At 48.3% G+C, this 23204-nt stretch carries 15 protein-coding genes; 2 read left to right on the plus strand and 13 right to left on the minus strand.

The features are described 5' to 3' along the window. Positions 1–223: 223 nt before the first annotated feature. From ACMJ0U_RS03555 to ACMJ0U_RS03595, 9 genes are all read right to left on the minus strand, one after another. Positions 224–898 (minus strand): ABC transporter ATP-binding protein, encoded by a 675-nt coding sequence (locus ACMJ0U_RS03555; RefSeq protein WP_304152701.1) that lies wholly within the window; start codon positions 896–898, stop codon positions 224–226. Positions 899–923: 25 nt separating this feature from the next. Next, complete coding sequence (locus tag ACMJ0U_RS03560) at positions 924–3293, minus strand: ABC transporter permease (protein ID WP_417128224.1); 2370 nt, start codon at positions 3291–3293, stop codon at positions 924–926. A 25-nt stretch (positions 3294–3318) separates the two neighbouring features. Next, on the minus strand, positions 3319–4866 hold the full coding sequence (locus tag ACMJ0U_RS03565) for a thioredoxin-like domain-containing protein (RefSeq protein ID WP_417128226.1): 1548 nt from the start codon (positions 4864–4866) through the stop codon (positions 3319–3321). A 38-nt stretch (positions 4867–4904) separates the two neighbouring features. Continuing rightward, the gene (locus tag ACMJ0U_RS03570; RefSeq protein ID WP_417128227.1) at positions 4905–7310 is read right to left on the minus strand and encodes an ABC transporter permease; all 2406 of its coding nucleotides are present in this window, start codon (positions 7308–7310) and stop codon (positions 4905–4907) included. A gap of 18 nt (positions 7311–7328) precedes the next feature. Continuing rightward, a complete protein-coding gene (locus tag ACMJ0U_RS03575) occupies positions 7329–9677 on the minus strand; it encodes an ABC transporter permease (protein ID WP_417128228.1) in 2349 nt (782 codons plus the stop codon). A gap of 18 nt (positions 9678–9695) precedes the next feature. After that, entirely contained in the window at positions 9696–12080 is a 2385-nt protein-coding gene (locus tag ACMJ0U_RS03580) for an ABC transporter permease (protein ID WP_417128230.1), read from the minus strand. A gap of 38 nt (positions 12081–12118) precedes the next feature. Beyond that, positions 12119–14497: an ABC transporter permease gene (locus ACMJ0U_RS03585; RefSeq protein ID WP_417128231.1), complete on the minus strand. Its 2379-nt coding sequence runs from the start codon at positions 14495–14497 to the stop codon at positions 12119–12121. A gap of 276 nt (positions 14498–14773) precedes the next feature. Continuing rightward, positions 14774–16024, minus strand: coding sequence for an efflux RND transporter periplasmic adaptor subunit (locus ACMJ0U_RS03590; protein ID WP_007560389.1), 1251 nt, complete (start codon positions 16022–16024; stop codon positions 14774–14776). Between the two features lie 12 nt (positions 16025–16036). After that, entirely contained in the window at positions 16037–17470 is a 1434-nt protein-coding gene (locus tag ACMJ0U_RS03595) for a TolC family protein (RefSeq protein WP_417128237.1), read from the minus strand. Between the two features lie 214 nt (positions 17471–17684). Here ACMJ0U_RS03595 and ACMJ0U_RS03600 point away from each other — a divergent pair, with 214 nt between their 5' ends. Next, positions 17685–19055 (plus strand): sigma-54-dependent transcriptional regulator, encoded by a 1371-nt coding sequence (locus tag ACMJ0U_RS03600; RefSeq protein ID WP_417128232.1) that lies wholly within the window; start codon positions 17685–17687, stop codon positions 19053–19055. Continuing rightward, positions 19052–20326: a sensor histidine kinase gene (locus ACMJ0U_RS03605; RefSeq protein WP_417128233.1), complete on the plus strand. Its 1275-nt coding sequence runs from the start codon at positions 19052–19054 to the stop codon at positions 20324–20326. Before ACMJ0U_RS03600 ends, ACMJ0U_RS03605 begins: the two co-directional genes overlap by 4 nt. Positions 20327–20350: 24 nt before the next feature. Here ACMJ0U_RS03605 and ACMJ0U_RS03610 read toward each other — a convergent pair whose 3' ends face one another. The 4 genes from ACMJ0U_RS03610 to infC all read right to left on the minus strand — a co-directional run bounded on the left by ACMJ0U_RS03610 (position 20351) and on the right by infC (position 23199). Further along, positions 20351–21505, minus strand: coding sequence for a lactonase family protein (locus ACMJ0U_RS03610; RefSeq protein WP_417128235.1), 1155 nt, complete (start codon positions 21503–21505; stop codon positions 20351–20353). 385 nt (positions 21506–21890) lie between these two features. Further along, the gene (rplT, locus tag ACMJ0U_RS03615) at positions 21891–22241 is read right to left on the minus strand and encodes a 50S ribosomal protein L20 (protein WP_007560377.1); all 351 of its coding nucleotides are present in this window, start codon (positions 22239–22241) and stop codon (positions 21891–21893) included. A 109-nt stretch (positions 22242–22350) separates the two neighbouring features. After that, on the minus strand, positions 22351–22548 hold the full coding sequence (gene rpmI, locus ACMJ0U_RS03620) for a 50S ribosomal protein L35 (RefSeq protein ID WP_007560375.1): 198 nt from the start codon (positions 22546–22548) through the stop codon (positions 22351–22353). A gap of 69 nt (positions 22549–22617) precedes the next feature. After that, a complete protein-coding gene (infC, locus tag ACMJ0U_RS03625) occupies positions 22618–23199 on the minus strand; it encodes a translation initiation factor IF-3 (protein ID WP_417128239.1) in 582 nt (193 codons plus the stop codon). Positions 23200–23204 lie beyond the last annotated feature (5 nt).

The following is a 23204-nucleotide window of genomic DNA, read 5'->3' on the forward strand; positions in this document are numbered from 1 at the left end:
TAGTCGGAGTATTTCCCCCGTTTTGGCTGCCAAACCTTATTTTCGGGGGAATACCTAAAGATACAAAAAAGCCAACTAATTCGCAATACTTTTTGTATGAATTAGTTGGCTAATTTTATACTATTTACTGAGTGTCCCTGACCAGGCTTCTTTCAGCAAGTTTTTCAAACGTTACTGCGGAATGTCGCCCGGCCAGTTTAAGAAACAAGCCTAAACCTTATTTTTAAAGGTTCACTTCCGTTACCACCTGTCCGTCGAAGAGATTAATGACGCGGTCGGCAAAGCCGGCATCATGCTGCGAGTGAGTCACCATCACAATGGTGGTGCCTTCCTTATGCAGCTCGGTAAGCAACTCCATCACTTCCCGTCCGTTCTTGGAATCCAGGTTACCGGTAGGCTCATCGGCCAAAATCAGCTTCGGTCCTGAGACTACGGCACGGGCAATAGCCACACGTTGCTGTTGTCCACCCGACAACTGCTGCGGGAAGTGCTTGGCACGATGTGTAATCCCCATCCGTTCCATGGCAGCCTCCACTTTCCGCTTACGTTCTGCCGAAGGTACGCCCAAATACAGCAAGGGCAGTTCGATGTTCTCAAACACGTTCAACTCGTCAATCAGGTTGAAGCTCTGGAATACGAAACCAATCACTCCCTTACGCAAGGAAGTACGCTGCGATTCAGTATAGCCACCCACTTCTGTTCCGTTCAGGAAATACTTGCCTCCCGTAGGATTGTCCAGCAGTCCCAAGATATTCAGCAAGGTAGATTTTCCACAACCTGAAGGGCCCATGACAGCCACGAACTCTCCTTCCTTCACTTCGATACTTACATTATTCAATGCCCAAGTTTCCACTTCATCTGTGCGGAATACTTTCTGTAAATTTTCTGTCTTAATCATACTTCAAAATTTTATTTTAATGATATTACTCTTGTTTTATACATTCTACCGGATTTACCCGACTCAATATCCAACCCTGCAGGCAGACAATGACCGCCGAGATGCCCCACACCACCAGCAACGGCCATACAAAGATACCAATTGAAAGCGGGGCACGGTAAGCAAACTGCTCCAGCCAATGCAGCATGAACCACCAGCCGACAGGCATAGCCACTACATACGCTACTACAGCATAGATACAGAACGGCTTGTTAAGCAGCCAGATAATCTGCGCCCGTGTTGCTCCATGCACCTTGCGGATACTGATTTCGCGTATCCGCTGTCGGGTGGCATACCAGGCGATACCAAACAATCCGAAACCTGTCAGCAACAACCCAATTACGGCATAGAAAGTCAGGATATGCGACAAAGAAAGCACTTTCCCGTTACGTGCCATAAAATCCCGGTGCATATCTGCATAACCGAAAGGTTGGTTAGGATTCATTTCATTCCATACGGCTTCTATCTGCTGCAAGGTCTCTTCACGGTTTTCCAGACGAAGACGCAGTTGCAAATAGAATCCTTTCTGCAAGTCACTTGCCGACAACAGCGTGATGACAAGAGGTGTTACCGCTTCTTCCAGCGAATTGACGGAAAAGTCACGAACCACACCTGCGATTACAGCCAGACTGTCTTTTGCCTCCGTATCGAACTCGCGCAAGGCATGCCCCACGACCTCCGTACCCGCAGGTACTAACAAGCGGACAAAACTCTCGTTCACCAGTACAGGAGATGCCTGACGCTCCAACAGACGAGAAGGAGATTCTCCACTCAACTGTTCAATGCGCAAGGTGCGCAACAAGGTGGAGTCGCCTTCCAATGTCAGCAGATTGGTACGCACTTCCTTCCCACCGGGACGCTGCACGTTCAACTGACGTATCCAGGCATTGAGCACCGAAGCCTTGGAAAGTGTCATGGATTCAATTCCTTTCACCCGTTTCTCCAGTTCTGCCTTGAAGGGAGCCAACGGAGCACCAAAGGCATCCCCTATCTCAATGCAGCCCTCGTAACGCGAAGCCCGCTGGCGGGTCAGCTCCATCTGGTTGCGTGCCGTCAGCGTAGCTAATAACAATCCGATGGAAATCACGAACTGCACCGTTACCAGTACCGCCACAAAGCACTGTTTGCGCCGGCCACTGTAAAGGGTACGGTACTCCGTGAACGACAAGCGTGACAGACGACAGCTGATATACCACGCCGGTATTACCGACATCAACAGAATGAATAACAGCAACCACGGTAACATCTGACTACTGAAGAAGAACGTCATGGTTAACCGCGAACCCAACAAGTCATTAAACAGTGACAGACAGTCGTTGACCAACAGAATGGACAAGCCGAATGCCAACACCACCGTCAGGAAAGCATCCCCAAAAAGTTGCAGACGGATATTGCGCAAGGTAGCCCCCATCAATTTCTCCACATGAATCATACGCAGCTGTTGCAGCAAGCGGCTCAAACTCATGTTAGTATAGTTGCAGCAAGCAATGATTAGTATCAGCACGGCTGCCAGCAGACTGATATAGAGAGTCTGCACGGGTGTCTGACTGACGAAATCGAGCGTCTGCTGAGAGGAATCATCAGGAGTAGTGAAACAAATGGCGTCCAGCGGATCTAAGTAATATTTCGTCTGACCAGGCATCAGTGTAGGTACCTTGTCCTCATTCAGTTTATCGGCCAAGTGACCCGCATCCGTACCCGGAGTCAGCTTCAGCAGTGTAAGTCCACCCCAGAAGAAATCAGGGTCGTGTGCTATCAGCATGTCAAACTGCAGAAGCGATTGTTCACGCTCCTTAAGTACTGCCGCCACTTCGTACGTACGAACCTCTCCAAAGCGGAAATGTACCTCCACCTGCTTTCCTACCGCTTGTTTCCCTCCGAAAAGGCGACGGGCACAAGCCTCACTCAACGCCACCTTCCCCGGCTGACAGAGTACCTGACTTAAACTACCTTCTTCCGTACGGTAATCAAAAAAGCTCGTCAAGGTCGTATCGGCCGACAACATCTTAAAATCACCTTCCACCTTCTGCTCGTTCACCTTGCAGTAAAGCAAATCCAGTTTCCCTAACCGAAGAAAGTTCTCTACCTCGGCATAGCTTTGCTTCAGCTGCGGAGGAATCTCTGCGCCGGCAAAGGCCACTCGTTTCCCCTCCGTCATCGGGTCATCCTGCCGCAGAAAAAACATGCGGTCACGGTCCGGATTACGTCCTTCCAACCCATGCTCGTGCACGAAGTATGTCATCAGCAGGTTGGTGCAAGCCAATCCCAATGCCAGACTGGCTACTGAAACAAGGAAAAACACCTTGTTACGCCACCAGCTTCGCAAAATCATTTTCAATACTACATTCAATATCATAACACATCGTTTTTTAGTTCATTTCTTATTCTGTCAGACGGATGCCTTCGATATAGTATCCCCCTTCCACGTGCCCGCCTTCCGAAAAGTCAAACCAGCGGGTATCTTTCGGCAGCGGAGCAAAATAGAGCGTGAAATCCATTTCTCCGCTATCAGGCATAAACACCTGCTCGCCTATCGCAAAACCTTCACTGCGCAGAAGCGGATAGTTCACCCCCTTGTCCGACATCAAAAAAGTCGCTTTGTCCAGCCGAATCCAATAATTTGGAATATACCGTGCATGCACGCGAAGCACCGTAGCCGAGTCGGTCAGCTCCACCTGACGGATGGTCAGCACCTCCATTTTTTCTGTTTTCTTCCGCGGATGATGCACCAGTTTGTGACCGTCTTTCCATTCGATACGCATCGGCTGTTTGGGAGCCATCGAGCCTTTAATTTTCAGTTTCAGCCAACCTTTTGCATATCCACTCCAGCTGTCAACCACCTTTCCTTCCGGAGAAATCAATACAAAATGGGGAATTCCTCTGACGCCATAACGGGCATACAGTCCGTTGTTCTCTTCCAAATCGTTCCAATTATTCCAGGTCATGGCATGCGATTTAGAAGCCTCTTCCCATCCCTTCCGGTTCTCAATGCTCAGGCTGATCACCTCCAGGCTGTCCTTGTACATTTCACTGATTTCCTTCAGTTCCGGTTGCGACATGATGCAAGGACCGCATCCCCGACTCCAGAAGTCCAGTAAGACGTATTTTCCGCGAAACTCAGCCAGGCGATGAACCTTTCCTTCCAAGTCGTACATATCCGCATCGGCAGCTTCCTCGCCCACTTTCACTACAGTCGGCGGATTCAAGGCCAGATACACACTCTTCCCTATGGACGTTTCTTTCTGTGCGTCATCCAGCAGGTTGTACAACTGCTGCACTTCTTTTTTATACGGATAATCTTTACGGAACTTAACCGACATCCCCATCCGATGCAATTCGCCCATCCAGGCTGCATTGACCGGCGACTGTTTCATAATCGCAATATTATGCTGGGCAATCTGATCACTCAACTTCTCTGTCAGCTGTTGCAGACTGTCTGCTTGCGCACGGGCCTGTTCTTTATTTCCTCCCTGCGCAGCCGACCTCATCAGTGCAAATTCTTGCATGGTCAACCGCTGAAACTCCTCCCATTCCTTATGGGAAGCCTGTATCAGCTGCTGCTGGAATTGCTGCTCCTTGACATCGCTCTCTACTTTCCAGGAGTAAATATAAGGATTCTCTCCTTGTATGAGCAGATGACTGCCAGGATTTACCCATAGTTCAAGCAACATGGGTGGGAATTTCGTATCATCACGTGCCATCAAGCCATAACCTCCCAGCTCGTTTCCGGCGGTAGTCAGCTCAAAACGGAATGTCCCGTTCTGCAGCGTATCGGTAGCTGCCATACTCCCCACGTTACCCTCTTGCTTCATCAAATAGAACACGGTTCCGTCGGGAATATTCTTCAACTGACCTTCCACCACAAATTTCTCTTGTGCCTGTGCCCCCAATGCACCTAAGAGCAGACAGGCTAATACTTGTTTTCTCATGGATATTTTCAAATTTAGGTTATTATACTACATTTATATCACTCCCGCTTGATTTCTTCTGCCGGATTCACTCGGGATACCTGCCAAATACGGAAAGCTACCGTAAGGGCGACGAACAAGGAGACACTCAGGAAGAGGCAAAAATAGAAAGCCACCCCATGCTGGAAGAACACCGTATACAAGGTACTAAACTGCCTCAACAAGAATTCAACCAACGCAAATCCCAACACAGCCGTCACCGTCAGTAAAGTAACATAAAGTCGGGCAAACAGCCAGACTATCTGACGCATTCCGGCACCGTTAATCTTTCGGATAGCCATCTCCTTCCGCCGATATTCCGTGTCGATGGTCACGGCTGAATACACGCCCAACAACGAAATCACCAGCACCACTACCGAAAAGAACAATACAATTCCGCGGAGCTTGAACTCAAGCGCCTGTGACTCACGGATGTCGTCCATGAACGTGCTTACCTTCACTTCCACACTTTCCGGCAACGTCTTTTTCAGTATCTTCCGGACCTCCTGAGAGACGGTTTCCGCCTGTCCTTCCTTACATTTTATATAGCAATGCCCACAATAATCATCGAACCCGCTCAGGAGGAATATAAATCCTTCACTATCATAATACACACTGGACACAAATGTCTGGCACACTCCTTTAACCGTGTAGGCATCTCCGTCAAAATTATAAAGCGGTTTCCCCATGATGTCCGTTCCGAGACGATGAGATAATGCCTCGTCTATCACCAAATCGGACGATTCACGCGGCGTATGTCCCGACCGCATCGGAATGTGCATGAAACGAAAGAAACCGGAAGTTATACGCATCACATTTACATCCACATAACTGCCTTTATTATCTTTCTCCGTATACATACCCGTACCGGAAACACCTCCCAAATAATTGATGTCGGCCGGAAGTACCTCTTCGACTCCCGACAAGTTTTTAAACTGATGTATCAAATCCTGCTTCTGCACGGCGTTCATAAAGGAAAAATCCATCGGAATGCTCAAAATCTGCTCTTTCTCCTCCAAGCTCAATGTCCCGAACAAGGTACGTCCCGTTTTATCCGATTGCAGATAAAGTGCCGCTGCCAGTGAGATAAAAACCCAACAGATGAACAACTGCACTCCCAACAACAGATTCCGCAGTCGTCTCTTTCCTCCCCGGTGCACACCGCCAGTCACCCCTGCATGCACCTGCATGCGACGTACCTTCCACACGACTATTCCACACACCCAAGCACATACTCCCAACAAACCAGCCAGATACTCAAGGCTCTGTACCATCAGCAGAGAAGCGTCAAACTGCAAATACAATCCGGCCATTTCCAGTCTCAACCAGGGAGCCATCACCTCGATGCAGACACCGGTCAACAGGCCGGCCAGCAAAACCAACAAGGCAGACTGTGTAAACAGTTGGACGAAAAGACTGTCTCCGGACACTCCCGCCACTCGCCGGATACTGAATTCACGCATACGAGTAAGAAAAGACCCCACGAGCAGATGAAAGAAATTGAGCAAGGCCACCAGCAAAATCAATACCCCGGCTACCATCGTAGTCCATACCATCGTACGAAGCAGTCCCCCATTCCAGCCCCTATCTCCCATCGGATGAGCTTCCACCGCAAAGCTTGTATCATGCATCCGATGCGTCTGTTCACTACAATAAAACCACTCATTGAGTTGCTCCGGAGTAAAACCCTCACGCAGCAACGCATACGTAAAGGAACTGATAATGGCATAACGAGCATCATTCTGGATGATTCCTTCCGAATCGTTGAGGGAAAACATATCCAGATGCTCCATAAAAGCAATACTATTGTTCTCTGGAATATCCTCAATCACTGCCTGAATGGTATAAACCGTTCCACCGGTACGTGGAGTAGAATCCGGCGAAGTGTACAACCGGCGCATCAGTACCAGCTGTTTTCCTACCGCCTGGCGAATATCCCCATATACCCGGCGTGCCATGCTCTCACTCACGACCAATGAATTTGGCATCATCTTGCTCACTTCAGCCGAACCGCACAAAATCTTAGGAGTCAATACTTGAAAAAAGGAAGAATCCGTCTCTGCCACGAAAAAGGTATAAGGTAACTGCTTCCCGTCGGGCATCTCCACGTTGAAAGGCCGTTCTATCGGTGAATAATCCACCACACATAATGCCTCAATCCCATCCGGCTTTTGAAGACGCAGTTCCTCGGCCAACGTCGCAGGAGTATAATTCAACACCTTCCCTTCTTTCATGTCACGAATATTGAGTTCGGCAATCCGTTCATAGTTTGCAAAACAATGATTCATACTGAAAGCATAACGGACTAAATACAAACAAATGCTGAAACACAGCAAGGCCACTCCCACTCCGACCAACGCAATCAGATGCTGTGTCTTGTATTTCCACAAATTGCGGAAAGCTACTTTCAAATAATGTGCAATCATTATAAGTTCATTCTTTTATTATTCACTTTTCATTACTTCACTCGGGTTGATGCGGGAAGCCTTGTTCACCTGCCAAAGCAACGTAGCCACGGAAATCACTGCCACTATCAGGAAGGCTGCCAGGAACAGACCGACCGTCACCGAAGCCTTCACCACCAAATCGGCAGTATAATAATGGATGGCCAGCCAAGCCAGCGGCACTGCCACCATGGCTGCCAGCAACAGCATCCCCACGTAACGACGGAGCAACAGCACATACAGGTCTTTCAGCATGGCACCGTTCACCTTGCGGATGGCAATCTCCCGATAACGCTGGCGGATGTCGAACAAGTAAATACCCAACAAGCCCAGGCAGGAAATGACAATGGCAATAAAGGCAAAAGCCGAGTAAATGGTAGCTACCTGCTGATCGGATTTATACAACTTCTGCACATCATCCTTCAGTAACGAATACTGAAAGTTTTCCGTGCCATATACTTCCCTTTCCAGCTTCCTCAGATAATCTATCACCTGAGAAAGTTTGCCCGGCTGACATGCTATCTGATACACGTCTCCCCGCATAGTAGGAGAAACCATGAACAGCATGGGACGTACTCCTTTGGAGATATGTCCGCTATAATAATCCTCTATCACTCCCACAATGGGACGGGCCTGCAAATCCGGAACAAATTCTTTCATACGGAGGTCCAACACGGTGGCTCCCTCTAAAGAGGTGTATCCCAAAGACCGTAAAGCCGCCCGATTCACCACAAACCCGTCTTCTTCAACGGGCAGTTTCCCTTCCACAAGCTTCAAATTGAACAAGGTAAAGAATTCGGGAGTGGCAAAATTCTGATTCAATGAAACGGTTTCTCCTTTCGCATTCTGAAACTCCGCCGTATAGTCGAAATCCAAAATGGAATACAAACCAGCTGTCCAACATGAAATGTCTGGACATTTACTCAACGCCTCATCAATCTGCGCAACCCGCTGCTTCCGGGCCTGTATCGATTCATCGGTATAAGAGGCATAGTCAGTCGACTCATACACTAAGTTGGCATGAATCACATTTTCCACCTGAAATCCCGATGGAGTATTCAACAGCAAGTTGAGATGACGATGGAAGAACAAGGCAAGGACAACCAGTACAATGGTTACCGTATATTGCACGAACAGGAATCCCTGACGCAAGCGTATTGACTTCCGGTCATTCCCCGAACGAACCAGCGACATACCCAACGGGGATTTCCAGCACCGAACTACCGTGCATAATGATATGAGCAACGGCAACCACACCAAAAGAGACAATGATACCCATACATCAAATGTCCCTATGGTAAACACCGTGTCAAACAAACGGTTGACAAAAGGTTGAGCAAGTTCCACCACTGTCCAGGCCAGCAACAACGACAAGACCGACAGCACCAGATTCTCCCAGTACACCAACATGAAGAGAGGACGGAAGCCTGCTCCCCACACCCGATGAAGTAGATAAATCCGTAATCGCTTGCCCAACAGCACCGCATACAAATTGATGTAATTAAGCAGACCGATAAAGAATATAAAGATACACATGGCCGACAAGACATACAACTGAGCCCGGTTGCCCGACACACACATCGTAGGAGAAGTGCGGTACAACAAGCGTGACTCCCAATATACATCCTTCAGTGACAGGAGGGAGAAAGTGTACATGCTGCCGTCTCCCACCTGCGTAGGACGCAAGATTTTACCAGCCTCATTTAATTTCTGAATATCCGCTCCTGGCACAAAACGGACAAACTCCATGGGCATTCTTTCCCAAAGTGCTCCCGGCATTTCAGAAAGAATGGCATCTACCTGCAAGATAGACTTATTTTCCGGAGTAGCGAAGATTCCGGATACCGTCACTGATTTCCCGGTAGACAGGACAAAGGTCTCTCCAATGGGATTCTGCTTACCAAACAACTTATGTGCCAGGTGCTCACTCAACAAGGCCATCCCTGGCTTTGAAAGGGAATACTCTCCTTGTAACAGCTGATAACGGAACAGTTTCAGAAAGGTCGTATCGGCCACTATCATATTCACCTGCAAACGATTGTCCTTGTAACGTATCATGTCATGATCCAGCAGTGTGACCCGTGAACGTTGCATGACCAGTGACGGGTCTACAGCCAGCGTATCACCATTCAATGTGGAAGAAACCAATGCATCGTTCTCGCCAATCTGACAACGAGACACATACACATTTTCCCGGTCCACACAATGGGTATCGACCGTCAGTTCCCGATGGATGTATCGAAGCAAAATGATGCAGCAGGCCAGACTGAATGCCAGCCCCAACAGATTAATCAGTGTGTACGTCCGTGCACGGAGCAGGAAACGTAATGCATAGCGTAGTGTGTTCATATAAATTTGTCTTTTTTATTATTCACTTTTCATTACTTCACTCGGGTTGATGCGGGAGGCTTTGTTCACCTGCCAGTACAGCGTGAGAACTGACAATACCATTACCACCAGGAAGGGTATCAGGAACAAGCCGACAGTGACTGGAGCTTTTTCCACAAAAGTGGCAGTGTAATGCTGAATCACCAGCCAAGCCACAGGAGCCGCTACCACAAAAGCAAGCAACTGAACCAAAAGATACCTGCGTCCCAACAAAAAGTACAAATCGCGGCGTGTAGCTCCATTTACTTTCCGAATGGCAATTTCCCGATAACGGCGACGAATCTCAAATAAGGAAATGCCCAACAAGCCCAAGCAGGAAACCCAAATAGCCATATACGAGAACAAGGTATAAATATCGGACGTCCGTTCGTCGTCCTTATACATTTCTGCCACTTTATCATCCATCCACTGATAAGTAAAATCATCCGTGTGATACACTTCCTGCTCTATCTTTTTCAAGTATGGCACAAGCTCTTTCTCTCTGCCGGGTACCGCTTTTATCAATGCAGCCCCCAATGAATTGGAGGAAATGACCAGCAGCATCGGAGGAACACCATCGGTAAGTCGTTGCGGGAAGAAATCTTTTACCACCGCATTTACCTGCATCATGGACGTGCCGTATTCCATCACCTTTCCTTGCACCATGGCAATCCATAATGGCGAAACACTCCGCACAGCCGCTTTTTCCAAGGTATCATACCCCAAAGTCTTCATGGCAGTCTCATTCAAAGCAATCTGATAATGCTCATACGAATCAATGTCACCTATCTGTCCTTCCTTCACTTTCAATCCTAACATCTTCATGAAATCCGTTGAAGTAAACATGACGTACAAAGGAAACTTCTCTCCTTTGTCATTGATTATATCTGTAAAATAACCACGCAGGAAGTCCCGGGGTGAAGTCATCCAACTTTCTATGAAAGGACACTCATCCAGTTTCTGATTAATGGCCTCCCGGCAGGCCCATTGCCTTTGCTGTTGCTCGGATGTAAGACTTTCGTAAGCACTATAGCTATTCTCCCGATACAAATCGGCAGACAAAATTCCCTGTGTAGTATAACCATGAGAAGTATGCATCAGAAAATCAAAGTGGTGCTGGAAGTAGAAGGCAAGTATCATCAGCAACATGGTAATGGCATACTGTATAAACAGAAAGACCTGACGATAGACCGACTTGCTCTTTCCGGCCTGATAGAAGCGCATGCAACTGACTGGATTCTTCAGTCCGTAGCGTACATAAAAAACGAAAGAGGCCAACAAAGGTAGCACAACCAGCAGACTCCCCGTCAGTACCCAGTCAAAAAAGGTGCCCGGCACAGATTCTCCAAACAGGTGGGTGATATAACGGGAAGAAAGTTCTATGATTCCCCAAGCCAACAAGATTGCCCCAGCCATCATCAGCAGATTCTCCAGGTACATCTCGACAAAGAGCCTGCCACGGGATATGCCAAACACTTTCTTCAGACCGTACATCCTTGTACGCTTCAGCATGGTGACGGAATACAAATTGACGAAACTCAAAATGCCTATTAAAAACAAGAAGATGTCCACACCCAACAAAATATACACATAATTCCGGTTGCCAAACTGGAAGATTCGATTGTATTTATCGGCTATGGAAGATTCAAAATAGAAATCTTTCCAGCCTATGTATCTATACCGGCACAAGGAACGTTCATCATAAGAGCACTTCCGATACACATTCGTTTGCTTGTTTACTTCCTCCAAGTTCAGATGCGGATCCACCCTCATCAATTCGATATTCAGCTTGCCCCAGTTAGGTTTCAGTTGACGCGATACCAACAAATCAAAGTTCCATGTAGTCTTGCAGACTGGTTCTTTCAGCACTCCTGCCACTGTCAGCATCCACTTGCCGTACATCAGTTTTTTTCCGATGGGCGATTCCTTTCCAAAAATCCTGCGGGCATACCTATCGGTCAGAATCGCCACATCCGGACGAGACAGAGCCAGACTTCCTTCCACCACCTGATAGGAAAAGAAATGAAAGAATGTGGAATCTACTGCAAGCAAGTCCGACTGAAAAGCCCGGTCACCGGAAAGAATGGAGGCGTTCTCCTCCTCCACAACCCGGCACTGTTCACGTATCCATTTCTGGTCAAGAGCTAAAACTCCATTACTCTCCTGCATCGGATTCTCCCCTGGATATACCGTCCCCTCAATGTCCCGAAGCGGCACCACAATAGTTGACAGATCCTGTCCATGCACATCGACCGTCAGTTCCCGATGGATGTATCGAAGCAAAATGATGCAGCAGGCCAGACTGAATGCCAGCCCCAACAGATTAATCAGTGTGTACGTCCATGCACGGAACAGGAAACGTAATGCATAGCGTAGTGTGTTCATATTGTTTTCTTTTCTTATTTCTATATCATTCTTTTATATCATTCACTCTTTATCACCTCTGCCGGATTCTCATTTGCCGTTTTCCAAATGCGATGCCCAATACAAGCCGCCACGCAAAGAGCAACGCCGACAAAAATCAGCAGAAATGGAAAGAATCCGATTTCCACCTGACGGTTATAATGTTCTATCCAACGTCTCATCACCCACCAGGCAGCTGGGAAGGCAATCAGCGAAGAAACGACCAGCAGCAAAGCATATTCTCTGAAAAACAGCGTAAGGATATTCCTCACCGTAGCTCCGTTTACCTTACGGATAGCTATCTCCTTGCGGCGCCACTCGCATGCTAATGTCACTAACGAGTAGATACCGAATATCGAAATGAAGATACACACCAGCGATGAGAACCCAAGCAATGACGACAAGGCATCTTCCGACTTCAGATAATCGTTGTAACGTTCTTCTTCACTATAGAGAAAGAGCTTGCGGTCGGGCAGTTCGGCACGCTGCATCTCTTCAATGCGACGGCGACATTCGTCCCACGTTCCCGGACGGTATTTGAAGAGTACGAAGCAACGGGCGTGCATCCACTTTACCTGATCGGTGTTGACAAACATCGTGCAGGGAAGTTTCTCAGTAGGCGATTTATAAGCACAGTCTTTCACCACCCCGATAACGGTCATCGGCTCTGTCTTGCGATCAACAAAAAACAGCTGCTTGCCTACAGCTTCTTCAGGAGTCCAACCCATCCGGCGAGCCGTACTTTCCAGAATGTTTACCTGCCGATAATCCGACTTTTCCGACACCCATTCGCCTGCCAACAGTTGCATACCGTAAAAACGGAAGAAGTCTTCACCAGCCAACACTTCATCAAAAGACAAAGGGTTCTTCAAACGGGCTTCCATACCTGTTCCTTCATCTATTAAAGACGATGAATAAGCTCCCATACCCAACAACGGCCAGTAAACCGGACGTATCACTTCCGTCACCATCGGCAAGGCCTTGATTTTCTCGGCCCATACGTTCATGTCCACATTCATCCAAATGCTGACGGCTGCCCGTCCGCGATAGTCCATGCCTGTATCCACATTCCGCAAATGGTGCAGTTGCAGCTGCATAGCCACCGTACAGAAGATGAAAGCCATACAGACTGTCAGCTGAAGAATGACACTTCCCTTCCGCCAAGCGATACCCGAAAGCGCATTGCCCGTATGCATATTTCCATGCAATGACCGCTTTTGAAACAGCCATACCCACAGCACTACGATAGCCATCATGACTACCGATACCGACAGAATGTAGAACAAGATTGAACGGTAGTTCGAAAAGTCGGCATCCTGAATCAGAGAATATCGGAGGAAAATCGGCATCAGCAACTCTACCAATACCATCCCCACGACCAAGGCCGCCAGGACTGTCAGCAGAAAATCAATACAAAGCAAAGTAACCAACGAACGCAGTCCTGCCCCACAAACCTGCCGCAACACCATTTCTCTTTTGCGCGTACGGAAACGGTCGATGTAGATTGTCAGGTAATTGATAAAAGCACAAACGATAATAAGTCCACCTACAGCAGCAAACCAGGTGATATAACGGAACTGCACCGTCTGGTTGTTTTTAAGGATGAAACCTTCCGTGGCACGAAGACCCGTCAGCGGCTCCAGATAGAAACGTGTCAGTCCCGTGTTCTCCTGATACCTGCTTTTGGTCAGTTCTTCGGGGAAGTGGGCATTCATCTTCTCCAGCAATCGGGAGACATCCGTACCTGGTTTCACTTTGACTAGTGTCCGGTAGGTGTAATCGTCCCAGCCTGTCCGTCCGCTTCCGTTGCCCAGAAAGGCGTACGGGAAATTGGTGTGCACTCCCCAGTCGCTCACTACAGCGCCAATGGTATATTCCTTGTTCCAGTTGGCATTGGTCACGGTTTGTCCAATCACATCCGTAGTGCCAAACAGCTGTTTTGCGGCCTTCTCCGTAATGGCAATACGGTTATCTGTGGTACCGGCACGAAGAAAACTTTCATCCCCCTCCAAGGTACGGAAGTCCAGCATACGCAAAGCGGTAGTATCGGGCAGAAGCATGGGCAACTCCAGCATCCGGTTGTCTTTCAACACAAAAAAAGTTTCTGCCTCAAACAAACAGTAATCTTCAATTTCCGAATAATGTTCCTTCAGGTAACGTCCCAAGGCATAAGGCGTGAAGCTCGCGGAAGACCCGCCGAAACTATCGTCATTCACTCCAACCAGATACAGGCGGTCTGCATCACGATGAAACGTATCGTACGTCATCTCATAATGTATCCAGAAGGCAGAAAGGGCAAAGCATGCCAAGCCCACAGCCAGTCCTAAAATACTGACCACACTCTGCATACGGTATTTCAGCAAGTTACGCCAGGCTATTTTCAGATAATGTACAATCATATCTTTTCACTCATTAGTGTCAATAATTATAAAATCAGGTATTTTTAATACCACATTATATTGCCTTCAATTTCCAATTCCAATGTCCCGATTTTAACGAGACACTGATGTCATTCACTATTAATTTCCCAACTTTCTGTAATTCTTCACTTTAAGCGTTCTCAGTACTTCCTTTGCAGTACTCCAGTACTTCCCTGAAAGTACTACAGTACTTCTTAGGCAGTACTCCGGTACTTTCGGGGAAGTACTGGAATCAGGTGAAAGCATCTGGTTCATTCACTTAAACACCAGCTCTTCCGCGTCGCCAAAGTTATCATATCCTGTGGTAATCACCCAATCGCCGGGCTGCAAACCTTCGGTTATTTCGTATTGCAGGGGGTTCTGACGCCCGATTACCACCGGAACCCTTCTCGCCCGGGTCTTGTCGGCATTGAGTTTGTAAATCCACTGCCCGCCGGTCTGCGAATAGAAATTACCGCGCGGAATTACCAAGGCTTGTTCCGGTTGCCCTAACTCAATCTGTACCCGGAAGCTCTTTCCCAGACGGACGTTTTCGGGCATTTCTCCCGTAAAGACTAAGTCCACATCAAAGGTGCGGTCTTTCACCTCCGGCACCACCTTGCTGACTTTCAAGGCATAGCGTTTTCCCTGATAAGTCACGGATGCCGGCAGACCTACCGTCACCCGGTCTACGTAGTATTCGCTCAGGGAAGCATGCACCTTGAACTGCGACATCACTTTCACTTCCGCCAGATTCTCTCCGGCTGCCACCTGCTGGCCTAATGTGACCTTCACAAAACTGAGCTGCCCATCGGTCGGTGCACGTACCACCAGCTCTTCCATCCGCTGCAAAGAACGTTCCAGCTTCTTCTGTTCCCGTTCCCGGTCGTTACGCAACAGTTCTCTGCGAATGACCGTCATGGCTGAATCGCTCTGCAGACTCTGCATCTTCAGCTGGGTAGAAGCCGTTTTATAGCGGTACTCATCTTCCGACACTTCTAACTGCGCCTTGCTGCGGATGCCCATGCGGTATTCTTCCTGCTCCAGTGCAAAGCTTTTCCGTATCTTGTTCAACTCGTAAGCAGCCTCCAGTGTCTGTTGTTTCAAGGTCAGACTTTTCTGTTCCATCTCAAGGGCCTTCTCCTGATAAGAGATGCGTTGTTTCTCCCATTCATCCCGCTGGTCGTCTATCTCGCGCAACAGGTCCGGATTGGTCAGCAGCAAGATGGTATCTCCCTGCTGTAAAAGGCTTCCTTCCTCGGCTACGATGCGGGCTACATTACCCGACTCGCGGGCATTGACCATCAAGGTCAGGATGGGATGCACCACTCCTTCCACGTCCACGTATTCACGGAAAGGGGCCTGCTTCACCTCGGCCAGTTGCACAGAGTCCGCATCAATGCGTAAACGCTGGGGACCGGAAGCCAGTATAATCACATAAATCAGTCCGGCCAGCAAGAGTACGCCGCCCGCCAGATAAAGACGATAGCGAACGTACCAGGGTTTCTTTTTCAATTGTATATCCATAATCGGTTTGTGTTATATTTCAGGTAAAGTTTCAGTCAGCGGACAATTCCGGTAAAAATCATATTGCGTCAGGCTGCGGAGTCCGTAATACAGCATCCAGTAGGTTTTCAAGGCCTCAATATAATTGCGCCGGGAGGTATCTTTCTCGGTGGTGGCCGCATTCAAATCGAGCACCGACGATTTGCCCATCAGGTAAAGGCGGAGTGCCACTTCATACCGTCGGCGGGCTGTTTCGTCGGTACGGGAAGCTACTTCCACCTGCCGTGCCTGAAGATTAAACTGCCGTACCATCTGCCGCACGTTCAGTTCAAAATCATTCATGCCCTGTTCCACCTGGGTATTGACCAGCTCGATGTTCGATTTGGCCACACGCACTTTTCCTTTGCCTCTCCCCCAGTCCAGTATCGGAATCACTACGGACAGGCTCACGTACTGCTGGTCGAGCGGGTCACGATAAGAGTCCCGAAGACGGGCAGCGGTCTGCGAAAGTCCGAACTGGAGGTACAAATCCGCCTTTAGTCCCCGACTGGCACGAGCAGAGGCCAACTGGCTGCGACTCTCCAACTGCATCCGCCGGTAAGTCTCGATTTCCGGACTGTGAAAATGGGCCTGTTCCAGCGCTTTGTCCAAAGGCACTTCAAAATCCGGCACACTGTCATGCGGAACTACCTCTATCTCTTCCTCCTCCCGGATACCTAAGAAAGAACGGAACGTAAGCATGGCGTCTTCCACACTGATACGGGCTTTCATCAGGTTGGTTTCCTCGGTCAGTTTGTTCACTTCCAGCTGCAACATCTCGTTCTCCGTAATGCTGCCGATGCGATACCGTCCGCGGGCATAGCGATACAAGGTGTCGGCGGAAGCATAGTTGGCCCGGGCAATCTCCAAGTCGGACTGGGCAGATGCCAGTGCAAAAAACAACTCGCATGTTTTCGAAGCAATCAGCTCCAGCGTCTCACTATATGTTTTCTTGGCTTCCTGAAAACAGACGGGCTCAATGCGGCGGTTCCACTTCAAGGAGTTATAACCAAAGAGCGACTGACGGTAACCTACCGTGAAAGGCTGGGTGTTATAAGCCGTGCTTTTCTCGCCCAGTTCATCCATACGCTGGGCAGCGGTCTGCATGAACAAGTTACCTCCCGTAAACCAGACGTTCTGGCTGACGGAAAGCGTCAGGTCGGTAGCCAGCTGGTTCTGGCGGAGAAACAGTTCCGTACCGTCGGGCTGAGTTACCTTATTAATCTGCCGGTTCAGATAAGGCGATGCAGACAAGCTTACCTCAGGCAGGTAGTCTGCCCGAAACGAACGGTAACTCCAGTAAGCTGCCCGGTAAGTATGCCGGGCAGCTTCTGCCTCTGGAGAGCTGGCCTGCGCCAACTGAATAGCCTCTTGTAGTGTCAGCTTCTCTCCCCACACAACTTGCCCGCAGAAAAGCAGGCAACTCATAAGCCACAGTATCTTGTTTCCCATCTTCATACGCATAGTTATCTGCTTTTTTATATCCAAAAATCGTACCATTCAGATAACACGCTGATTATGTACAAGATAGGAAAATCGAACAAATTCATTTCGTGTGCGAATCCGCACAAAAAGCGTGCGAAAATGCACATACAGCACATGCAAAAAAGCATTATCTTTGCGAAAGACACCTTGATATTGTATGGAAGAAAGAGGAAAAATACTCATCATTGACGATAACGAAGACGTGCTCTTCGCCTTGAACCTGCTGTTAGAGCCTTATATGGAGCAGATTCGAGTGACCACACAGCCTACACGGATTGAACATTTCATGACCACCTTCCATCCCGACGTGATTCTGCTCGACATGAATTTCCAGCGGGATGCCATCAGTGGGCAGGAAGGATTTGACTACCTGAAGCAAATCCTCCGTATCGACCCGCAAGCGGTAGTGGTGTTCATGACGGCCTACGCAGACACGGGAAAGGCGGTGCAGGCCATTAAAGCCGGGGCAACTGATTTTATTTCCAAACCATGGGAGAAGGAAAAGCTGTTGGCTACATTGTCGGCTGCCGTCAAACTCAGCCGCTCACGCCAGGAAGTAGGACGGTTGCAGAATGAGGTACAGGCCCTGAAGGGAGACGACCGCATTCCGGAACTGATTGGCAACTCCCCCGCCATGCAGAAGGTAAAAGAAACCATCTACAAGCTTTCCGATACGGATGCCAACTTGCTCATACTGGGAGAAAACGGTACCGGAAAGGATCTGGCCGCACGCATGCTGCGCTTCTTCTCTCCCCGCCGGGAACAGGTCTTTATTCCCATCGACTTGGGAAGTATTCCGGAGCAGTTGTTCGAGAGTGAGCTCTTCGGGTACGAAAAGGGGGCCTTTACGGATGCCCGAAAAGCCAAGCCGGGAAGAATGGAAACGGCTTCAGGGGGTACGCTGTTTCTGGATGAAATCGGTAACCTGTCCCTGCCCATGCAGGCCAAGTTGCTGACGGCCATTGAAAAGCAGTGCATCACCCGACTGGGAGCAGTCAATCCGATACACATCGATGTCCGGCTGATTTGTGCCACCAATGCCAACCTACATCAGTTGGTGGCAGAAGGAAAATTCCGTCAGGATTTATTGTACCGCATCAATACCGTGGAACTCCACATCCCTCCTTTGCGGGAACGTGGAGAAGATATTCTGCTGTTAGCCACGCACTTCCTGAATCAGTACAACCGGAAATACCGCAAGGAAATCAAGGGACTGACACGCGAAGCGAAAAACAAGCTGTTGAAATATGAATGGCCGGGTAATGTGCGTGAGTTGCAGCACACCGTAGAGCGTGCCGTCATCCTGAGCGAAAACGGACTCCTGAAACCGGATGATTTCTTGTTTCCACAAGGGAATACCGCCGCTCACCAGCCTGCGCTGACGGAGGAACTCAATTTGGAGAAACTGGAAAAGAATGCCATCGAACGGGCCTTGAAAGTGAGCGCAGGAAACATGAGCAAGGCCGCCGAACTGTTAGGAATTACACGTTTTGCACTTTATCGGAAACTGGAAAAATGGGGCTTATGAAAACGTATGGATATTACCTGATACTGCACATCCTGGGACTGACAGCTCTGATTACCGCAGGTGTTTTAGCCGTACTGCATGGACTGTGGTTCTGTACCATCATCTGCGGATTGTTGCTCGTGGGCATTTGTTACAGCCTGTACCGCATACAAATCCGGCAGACTGAAACCATGTACCGGCTCGTGGAGTGTATGAAACAGAATGACTTGGGACAGCGGGTTTGCGCACCTTTTGCCGACCCGCAGATACAGAAGTTAGCAGAGGACCTTTCACTGGCCCTGAAGAACCTGCGTACCCGTATAGTAGATGAGGAGGTAAAGCATCAATACTATGAAATGCTGCTGAACAAGGTAGATACGGCCGTACTCGTCACCGACCGGAACGACCGGATAGAATGGATGAACAAGGCGGCCCGCGAACTATTGGGACACTGCCCCCAGCTGCCCGAAGAAATCAGCACGGCCATTCAGGAAAACCAGCAGGTGGCCCACCTGCAAAAGGGAAACGCTACTTTCGACCTCTCCCTGTCCATCACGCACATCCAGCTGCAGGGACGAACCTGCCGCCTGATTAGCTTGAAAAACATCCACGGCGCATTGGAGTACAAAGAAATGGAAGCCTGGCAGAAACTGATACGGGTATTGACGCATGAAATCATGAATTCCATCACCCCGATTATCTCCCTGGCAGATACATTGAACGAACGAAGCCAGGAGCATCCTGACGATGCACGCACGCATACCTACATACAGCAAGGGCTACAAGTCATCTACCGCCGGGGAAAAGGCTTGCTGGAGTTCGTAGAGAATTACCGGAAACTGACCCGCATCTCGGCCCCGATGAAGACGGAAATCCCACTGGAACAATTTCTTGCCGATTTGCAGCGGCTTTATCCGGAACTGGAAGTGCAGTATAAATGCCCGTCTTCCCAGCTTACCTGGTATGCCGACCGCACACAGATGGAGCAGGTATTTATCAACCTGCTGAAGAATGCCCGTGAAGCATGTGCCCATCGCTCTCATCCGAACATCCGCATCCAGGTAGAAACCCATGCCCAGGAACTCATTTTCGAAATCAGCGATAATGGAGAAGGTATGTTGCCGGAAGTAACAGAACGTATCTTCGTGCCTTTCTTCACTACTAAGAACAACGGTTCCGGTATCGGCCTTACCCTCTGTAAACAGATTATCAGCCTGCACGGGGGACAAATCAGCGTACAAAGCACAGCGGGGAAAGGAAGCTGTTTCCGCCTCTCTTTCCCCGCCGTATAAGTATATAAGTTATGGTCCAATTACTTATTTCATAACCCATTGCAAGCAGACCGGTTTATCGGTATGAATGGTCTTGCCTGTATCCCGCAAAAGACCGGTTTCCGCATCACGCGCAAACACTTGAATCTCGTTAGTATCCCGACAAGCTACCAGCAGATACTTACCGTTCGGTGTAATCGTAAAATTACGCGGATGAATGCCCGTCAACTGATACCCCACCTTAGTCAGTGTACCATCGGAAGGAGAAACCTTGAAAATAGCCACGCCATCTGCCTGCAGACGGTTGGAAGCATACAGGAATTTTCCATCGGGCGACAAATGAATATCCGCACTACCTTTCGCCCCCACCGTATCTGCCTTGATGACTTGCTGCTGTGTCAGGGCCTTTCCATCATACGTCCACACCACTACTTCGCCAGACAATTCCGTCAACAGATACGCATGCTTTCCCTGCCTGTCAAAACAAGTATGACGCGGACCTGAACCTGGGGCCAGCTCAATATCAAAGGCAGCCGCTTCATCCAATAAATCGGTCCCTTTTGTTCCTGACAATTGTTTTACTGGGAAAGCATGAATACGGTCCAAGCCTAAATCATTTGCCAACAGCAGCTTCCCGTCGGGAGTGAAATACACGCAGTGCAAATGAGGCTGATTCTGCCGTTCCTTATCGGCTCCTTTTCCCTGGAAGGAAATGACATGCCCCTCTCCTAACTTTCCATCTGCCAGACGAGGGAAAACCGTAATATTCGCTCCCATGTAATTGGCCGTCAACACGAACTTACCATCCGGACTCACCGTAATATAACACGGTGCAGCCCCACCCGTAGACTGGCTGTTCAGCAACGTCAGCCCCGCAGTCAACGTATCCAATGCCAGGGCATTAGCGGTAAACCCTTTTTCCGTTTCTCCCACGGCATATACATGCGTACCGTCTTCTGTCGGCACTAAAAACGACGGATTCTCAATCCCCGACAACGTACTGGCCAGCACAGCCTCTCCCGTCTCCTGATTGAAACGATACGCTTTCACACCTTCCTGATTGGCACTTGCATAACTACCCACCAGCATCAATAAAGTATCCGGTTCTTGTGACCCACTCATTTTCTGCTCACCTTTTCCAGCACAGGCCCCCAGCAAAAGAGAGCCGGCACACAACGACATTAAAATGTGCTTCCTCATAGTTCTATATTATCCAAGTAAATAATGTTCCAAAAGTAACCTCATAAAAAAACGAAGAACCTTGACTTGCTAAACCCAAGATTCTTCGCTTTTATAAAAAAGGAGAAGCCGTACCCGAGGCGTGACGAAACTCCGAATGACAGGTTTTGAGTGCCCCCCTCCTTTGTAATCCACCGGCATAAATGCTACCCGAAGGCGTGGCCCGCCATTGGAGGTAGAAGCGTGTCTCGGTATTTCTTATAATTTGATGAGTTTCCCGATTCTGCAAGTACGGCTTCAATTTTGTATTACAAATATACAACAATTATTTGAACCCGCAAAGAAAATGCATAAAAAAAGGATGCCATTTTCATGACATCCTTTATACATTATCTCCGTTTCCGAATCAAGCAGCTTTAGCTTTAGCAACCACAGCCTTGAAAGCTTCTGGGTGGTTCATAGCTAAATCGGCCAACACCTTACGGTTGATTTCAATACCTGCTTTGTGCAATGCACCCATCAACTTAGAGTAAGACATACCTTCCAGACGAGCAGCTGCGTTGATACGCTGAATCCACAATGCACGGAAGTTACGTTTTTTGTTCTTACGGTCACGGTATGCATAAGTCAGACCTTTTTCCCAAGTATTCTTAGCAACGGTCCAAACGTTTTTTCTTGCACCAAAATAACCTCTGGTTAAACCTAAAATTTTCTTTCTTCTTGCTCTAGAAGCAACGTGATTTACTGATCTTGGCATAGTTTTAATTCTTTTTTGAATGATAGCGCCGATATATTCTCAACCGGACTTGAGGCTAATGCATTCGGTTAATAATTTAAAATGATACGTTTTTACGCTTTTGTTAAGATTACTTCATGCAAAGAAGTTCTTTTACCTGAGCTAAGTTAGCATTGTCAACTAAGCCCATGTGGCAAAGGTTTCTTTTCTGCTTTTTAGTCTTCTTAGTCAAAATGTGACTGTGAAAAGCGTGCTTTCTTTTGATTTTACCTGTTCCGGTAAGAGCGAATCTTTTTTTAGCACCGGAGTTAGTCTTGATCTTTGGCATCTTGTTAAAATTTTAATTATTATTATTCACATGGTAACGCACTATACCGGCGCGTTACGCATTTTTTCTTTATTCTTTGGTTTCAACCACCTTCGCAGGTTCTGGTTTTGCCACTTTTTTCGGAGTACCCGTTTTCTTCGGAGACAATGATATGGTCATTCTCTTTCCTTCAAGTAATGGCATCTGCTCTACTTTTGCATAGTCTTCCAAGTCGTTGGCAAAGCGAAGTAATAGAACTTCCCCCTGTTCCTTAAACAAAATAGAACGTCCTTTAAAGAAGACATATGCTTTTACTTTATCTCCATCCTGCAGGAAGCCGATGGCATGTTTCAGTTTGAAGTTATAATCGTGTTCGTCTGTCTGAGGTCCGAAACGGATTTCCTTCACGTTTACCTTCACCTGTTTAGCTTTCTGTTCCTTTGCGCGTTTTTTCAGCTGATAGAGGAATTTAGAATAATCTATAATTCGACAAACTGGAGGAACTGCGTTAGGTGAAATTTCGACCAAGTCGGCTTCATGTTCTTCCGCAAGTCTCAAAGCCTGCGCGATTGGATATACCGCCGATTCAATATCATCTCCCACAATACGTACTTCTTTGGCGCGAATCTGTTCGTTGATTCGGTGTTGCCCTTTTAACGTGTCATTTTTCATTAAAA

Origin of the sequence: Phocaeicola sp., assembly GCF_048170425.1 — a bacterium.
Classification (GTDB): Bacteria; Bacteroidota; Bacteroidia; order Bacteroidales; family Bacteroidaceae; genus Phocaeicola.

What these genes read in the sequence shown, in the direction of transcription:
- ACMJ0U_RS03575 (WP_417128228.1), bottom strand. Translation starts at nt 9,677, where the DNA reads ATGAACACACTACGCTATGCATTACGTTTCCTGCTCCGTGCACGGACG.
- ACMJ0U_RS03600 (WP_417128232.1), top strand. Translation starts at nt 17,685, where the DNA reads ATGGAAGAAAGAGGAAAAATACTCATCATTGACGATAACGAAGACGTG.
- rplT (WP_007560377.1), bottom strand. Translation starts at nt 22,241, where the DNA reads ATGCCAAGATCAGTAAATCACGTTGCTTCTAGAGCAAGAAGAAAGAAA.
- infC (WP_417128239.1), bottom strand. Translation starts at nt 23,199, where the DNA reads ATGAAAAATGACACGTTAAAAGGGCAACACCGAATCAACGAACAGATT.
- ACMJ0U_RS03565 (WP_417128226.1), bottom strand. Translation starts at nt 4,866, where the DNA reads ATGAGAAAACAAGTATTAGCCTGTCTGCTCTTAGGTGCATTGGGGGCA.
- ACMJ0U_RS03560 (WP_417128224.1), bottom strand. Translation starts at nt 3,293, where the DNA reads ATGATATTGAATGTAGTATTGAAAATGATTTTGCGAAGCTGGTGGCGT.
- ACMJ0U_RS03555 (WP_304152701.1), bottom strand. Translation starts at nt 898, where the DNA reads ATGATTAAGACAGAAAATTTACAGAAAGTATTCCGCACAGATGAAGTG.
- ACMJ0U_RS03605 (WP_417128233.1), top strand. Translation starts at nt 19,052, where the DNA reads ATGAAAACGTATGGATATTACCTGATACTGCACATCCTGGGACTGACA.
- ACMJ0U_RS03580 (WP_417128230.1), bottom strand. Translation starts at nt 12,080, where the DNA reads ATGAACACACTACGCTATGCATTACGTTTCCTGTTCCGTGCATGGACG.
- ACMJ0U_RS03595 (WP_417128237.1), bottom strand. Translation starts at nt 17,470, where the DNA reads ATGAGTTGCCTGCTTTTCTGCGGGCAAGTTGTGTGGGGAGAGAAGCTG.
- ACMJ0U_RS03585 (WP_417128231.1), bottom strand. Translation starts at nt 14,497, where the DNA reads ATGATTGTACATTATCTGAAAATAGCCTGGCGTAACTTGCTGAAATAC.
- ACMJ0U_RS03570 (WP_417128227.1), bottom strand. Translation starts at nt 7,310, where the DNA reads ATGATTGCACATTATTTGAAAGTAGCTTTCCGCAATTTGTGGAAATAC.
- ACMJ0U_RS03610 (WP_417128235.1), bottom strand. Translation starts at nt 21,505, where the DNA reads ATGAGGAAGCACATTTTAATGTCGTTGTGTGCCGGCTCTCTTTTGCTG.
- ACMJ0U_RS03590 (WP_007560389.1), bottom strand. Translation starts at nt 16,024, where the DNA reads ATGGATATACAATTGAAAAAGAAACCCTGGTACGTTCGCTATCGTCTT.
- rpmI (WP_007560375.1), bottom strand. Translation starts at nt 22,548, where the DNA reads ATGCCAAAGATCAAGACTAACTCCGGTGCTAAAAAAAGATTCGCTCTT.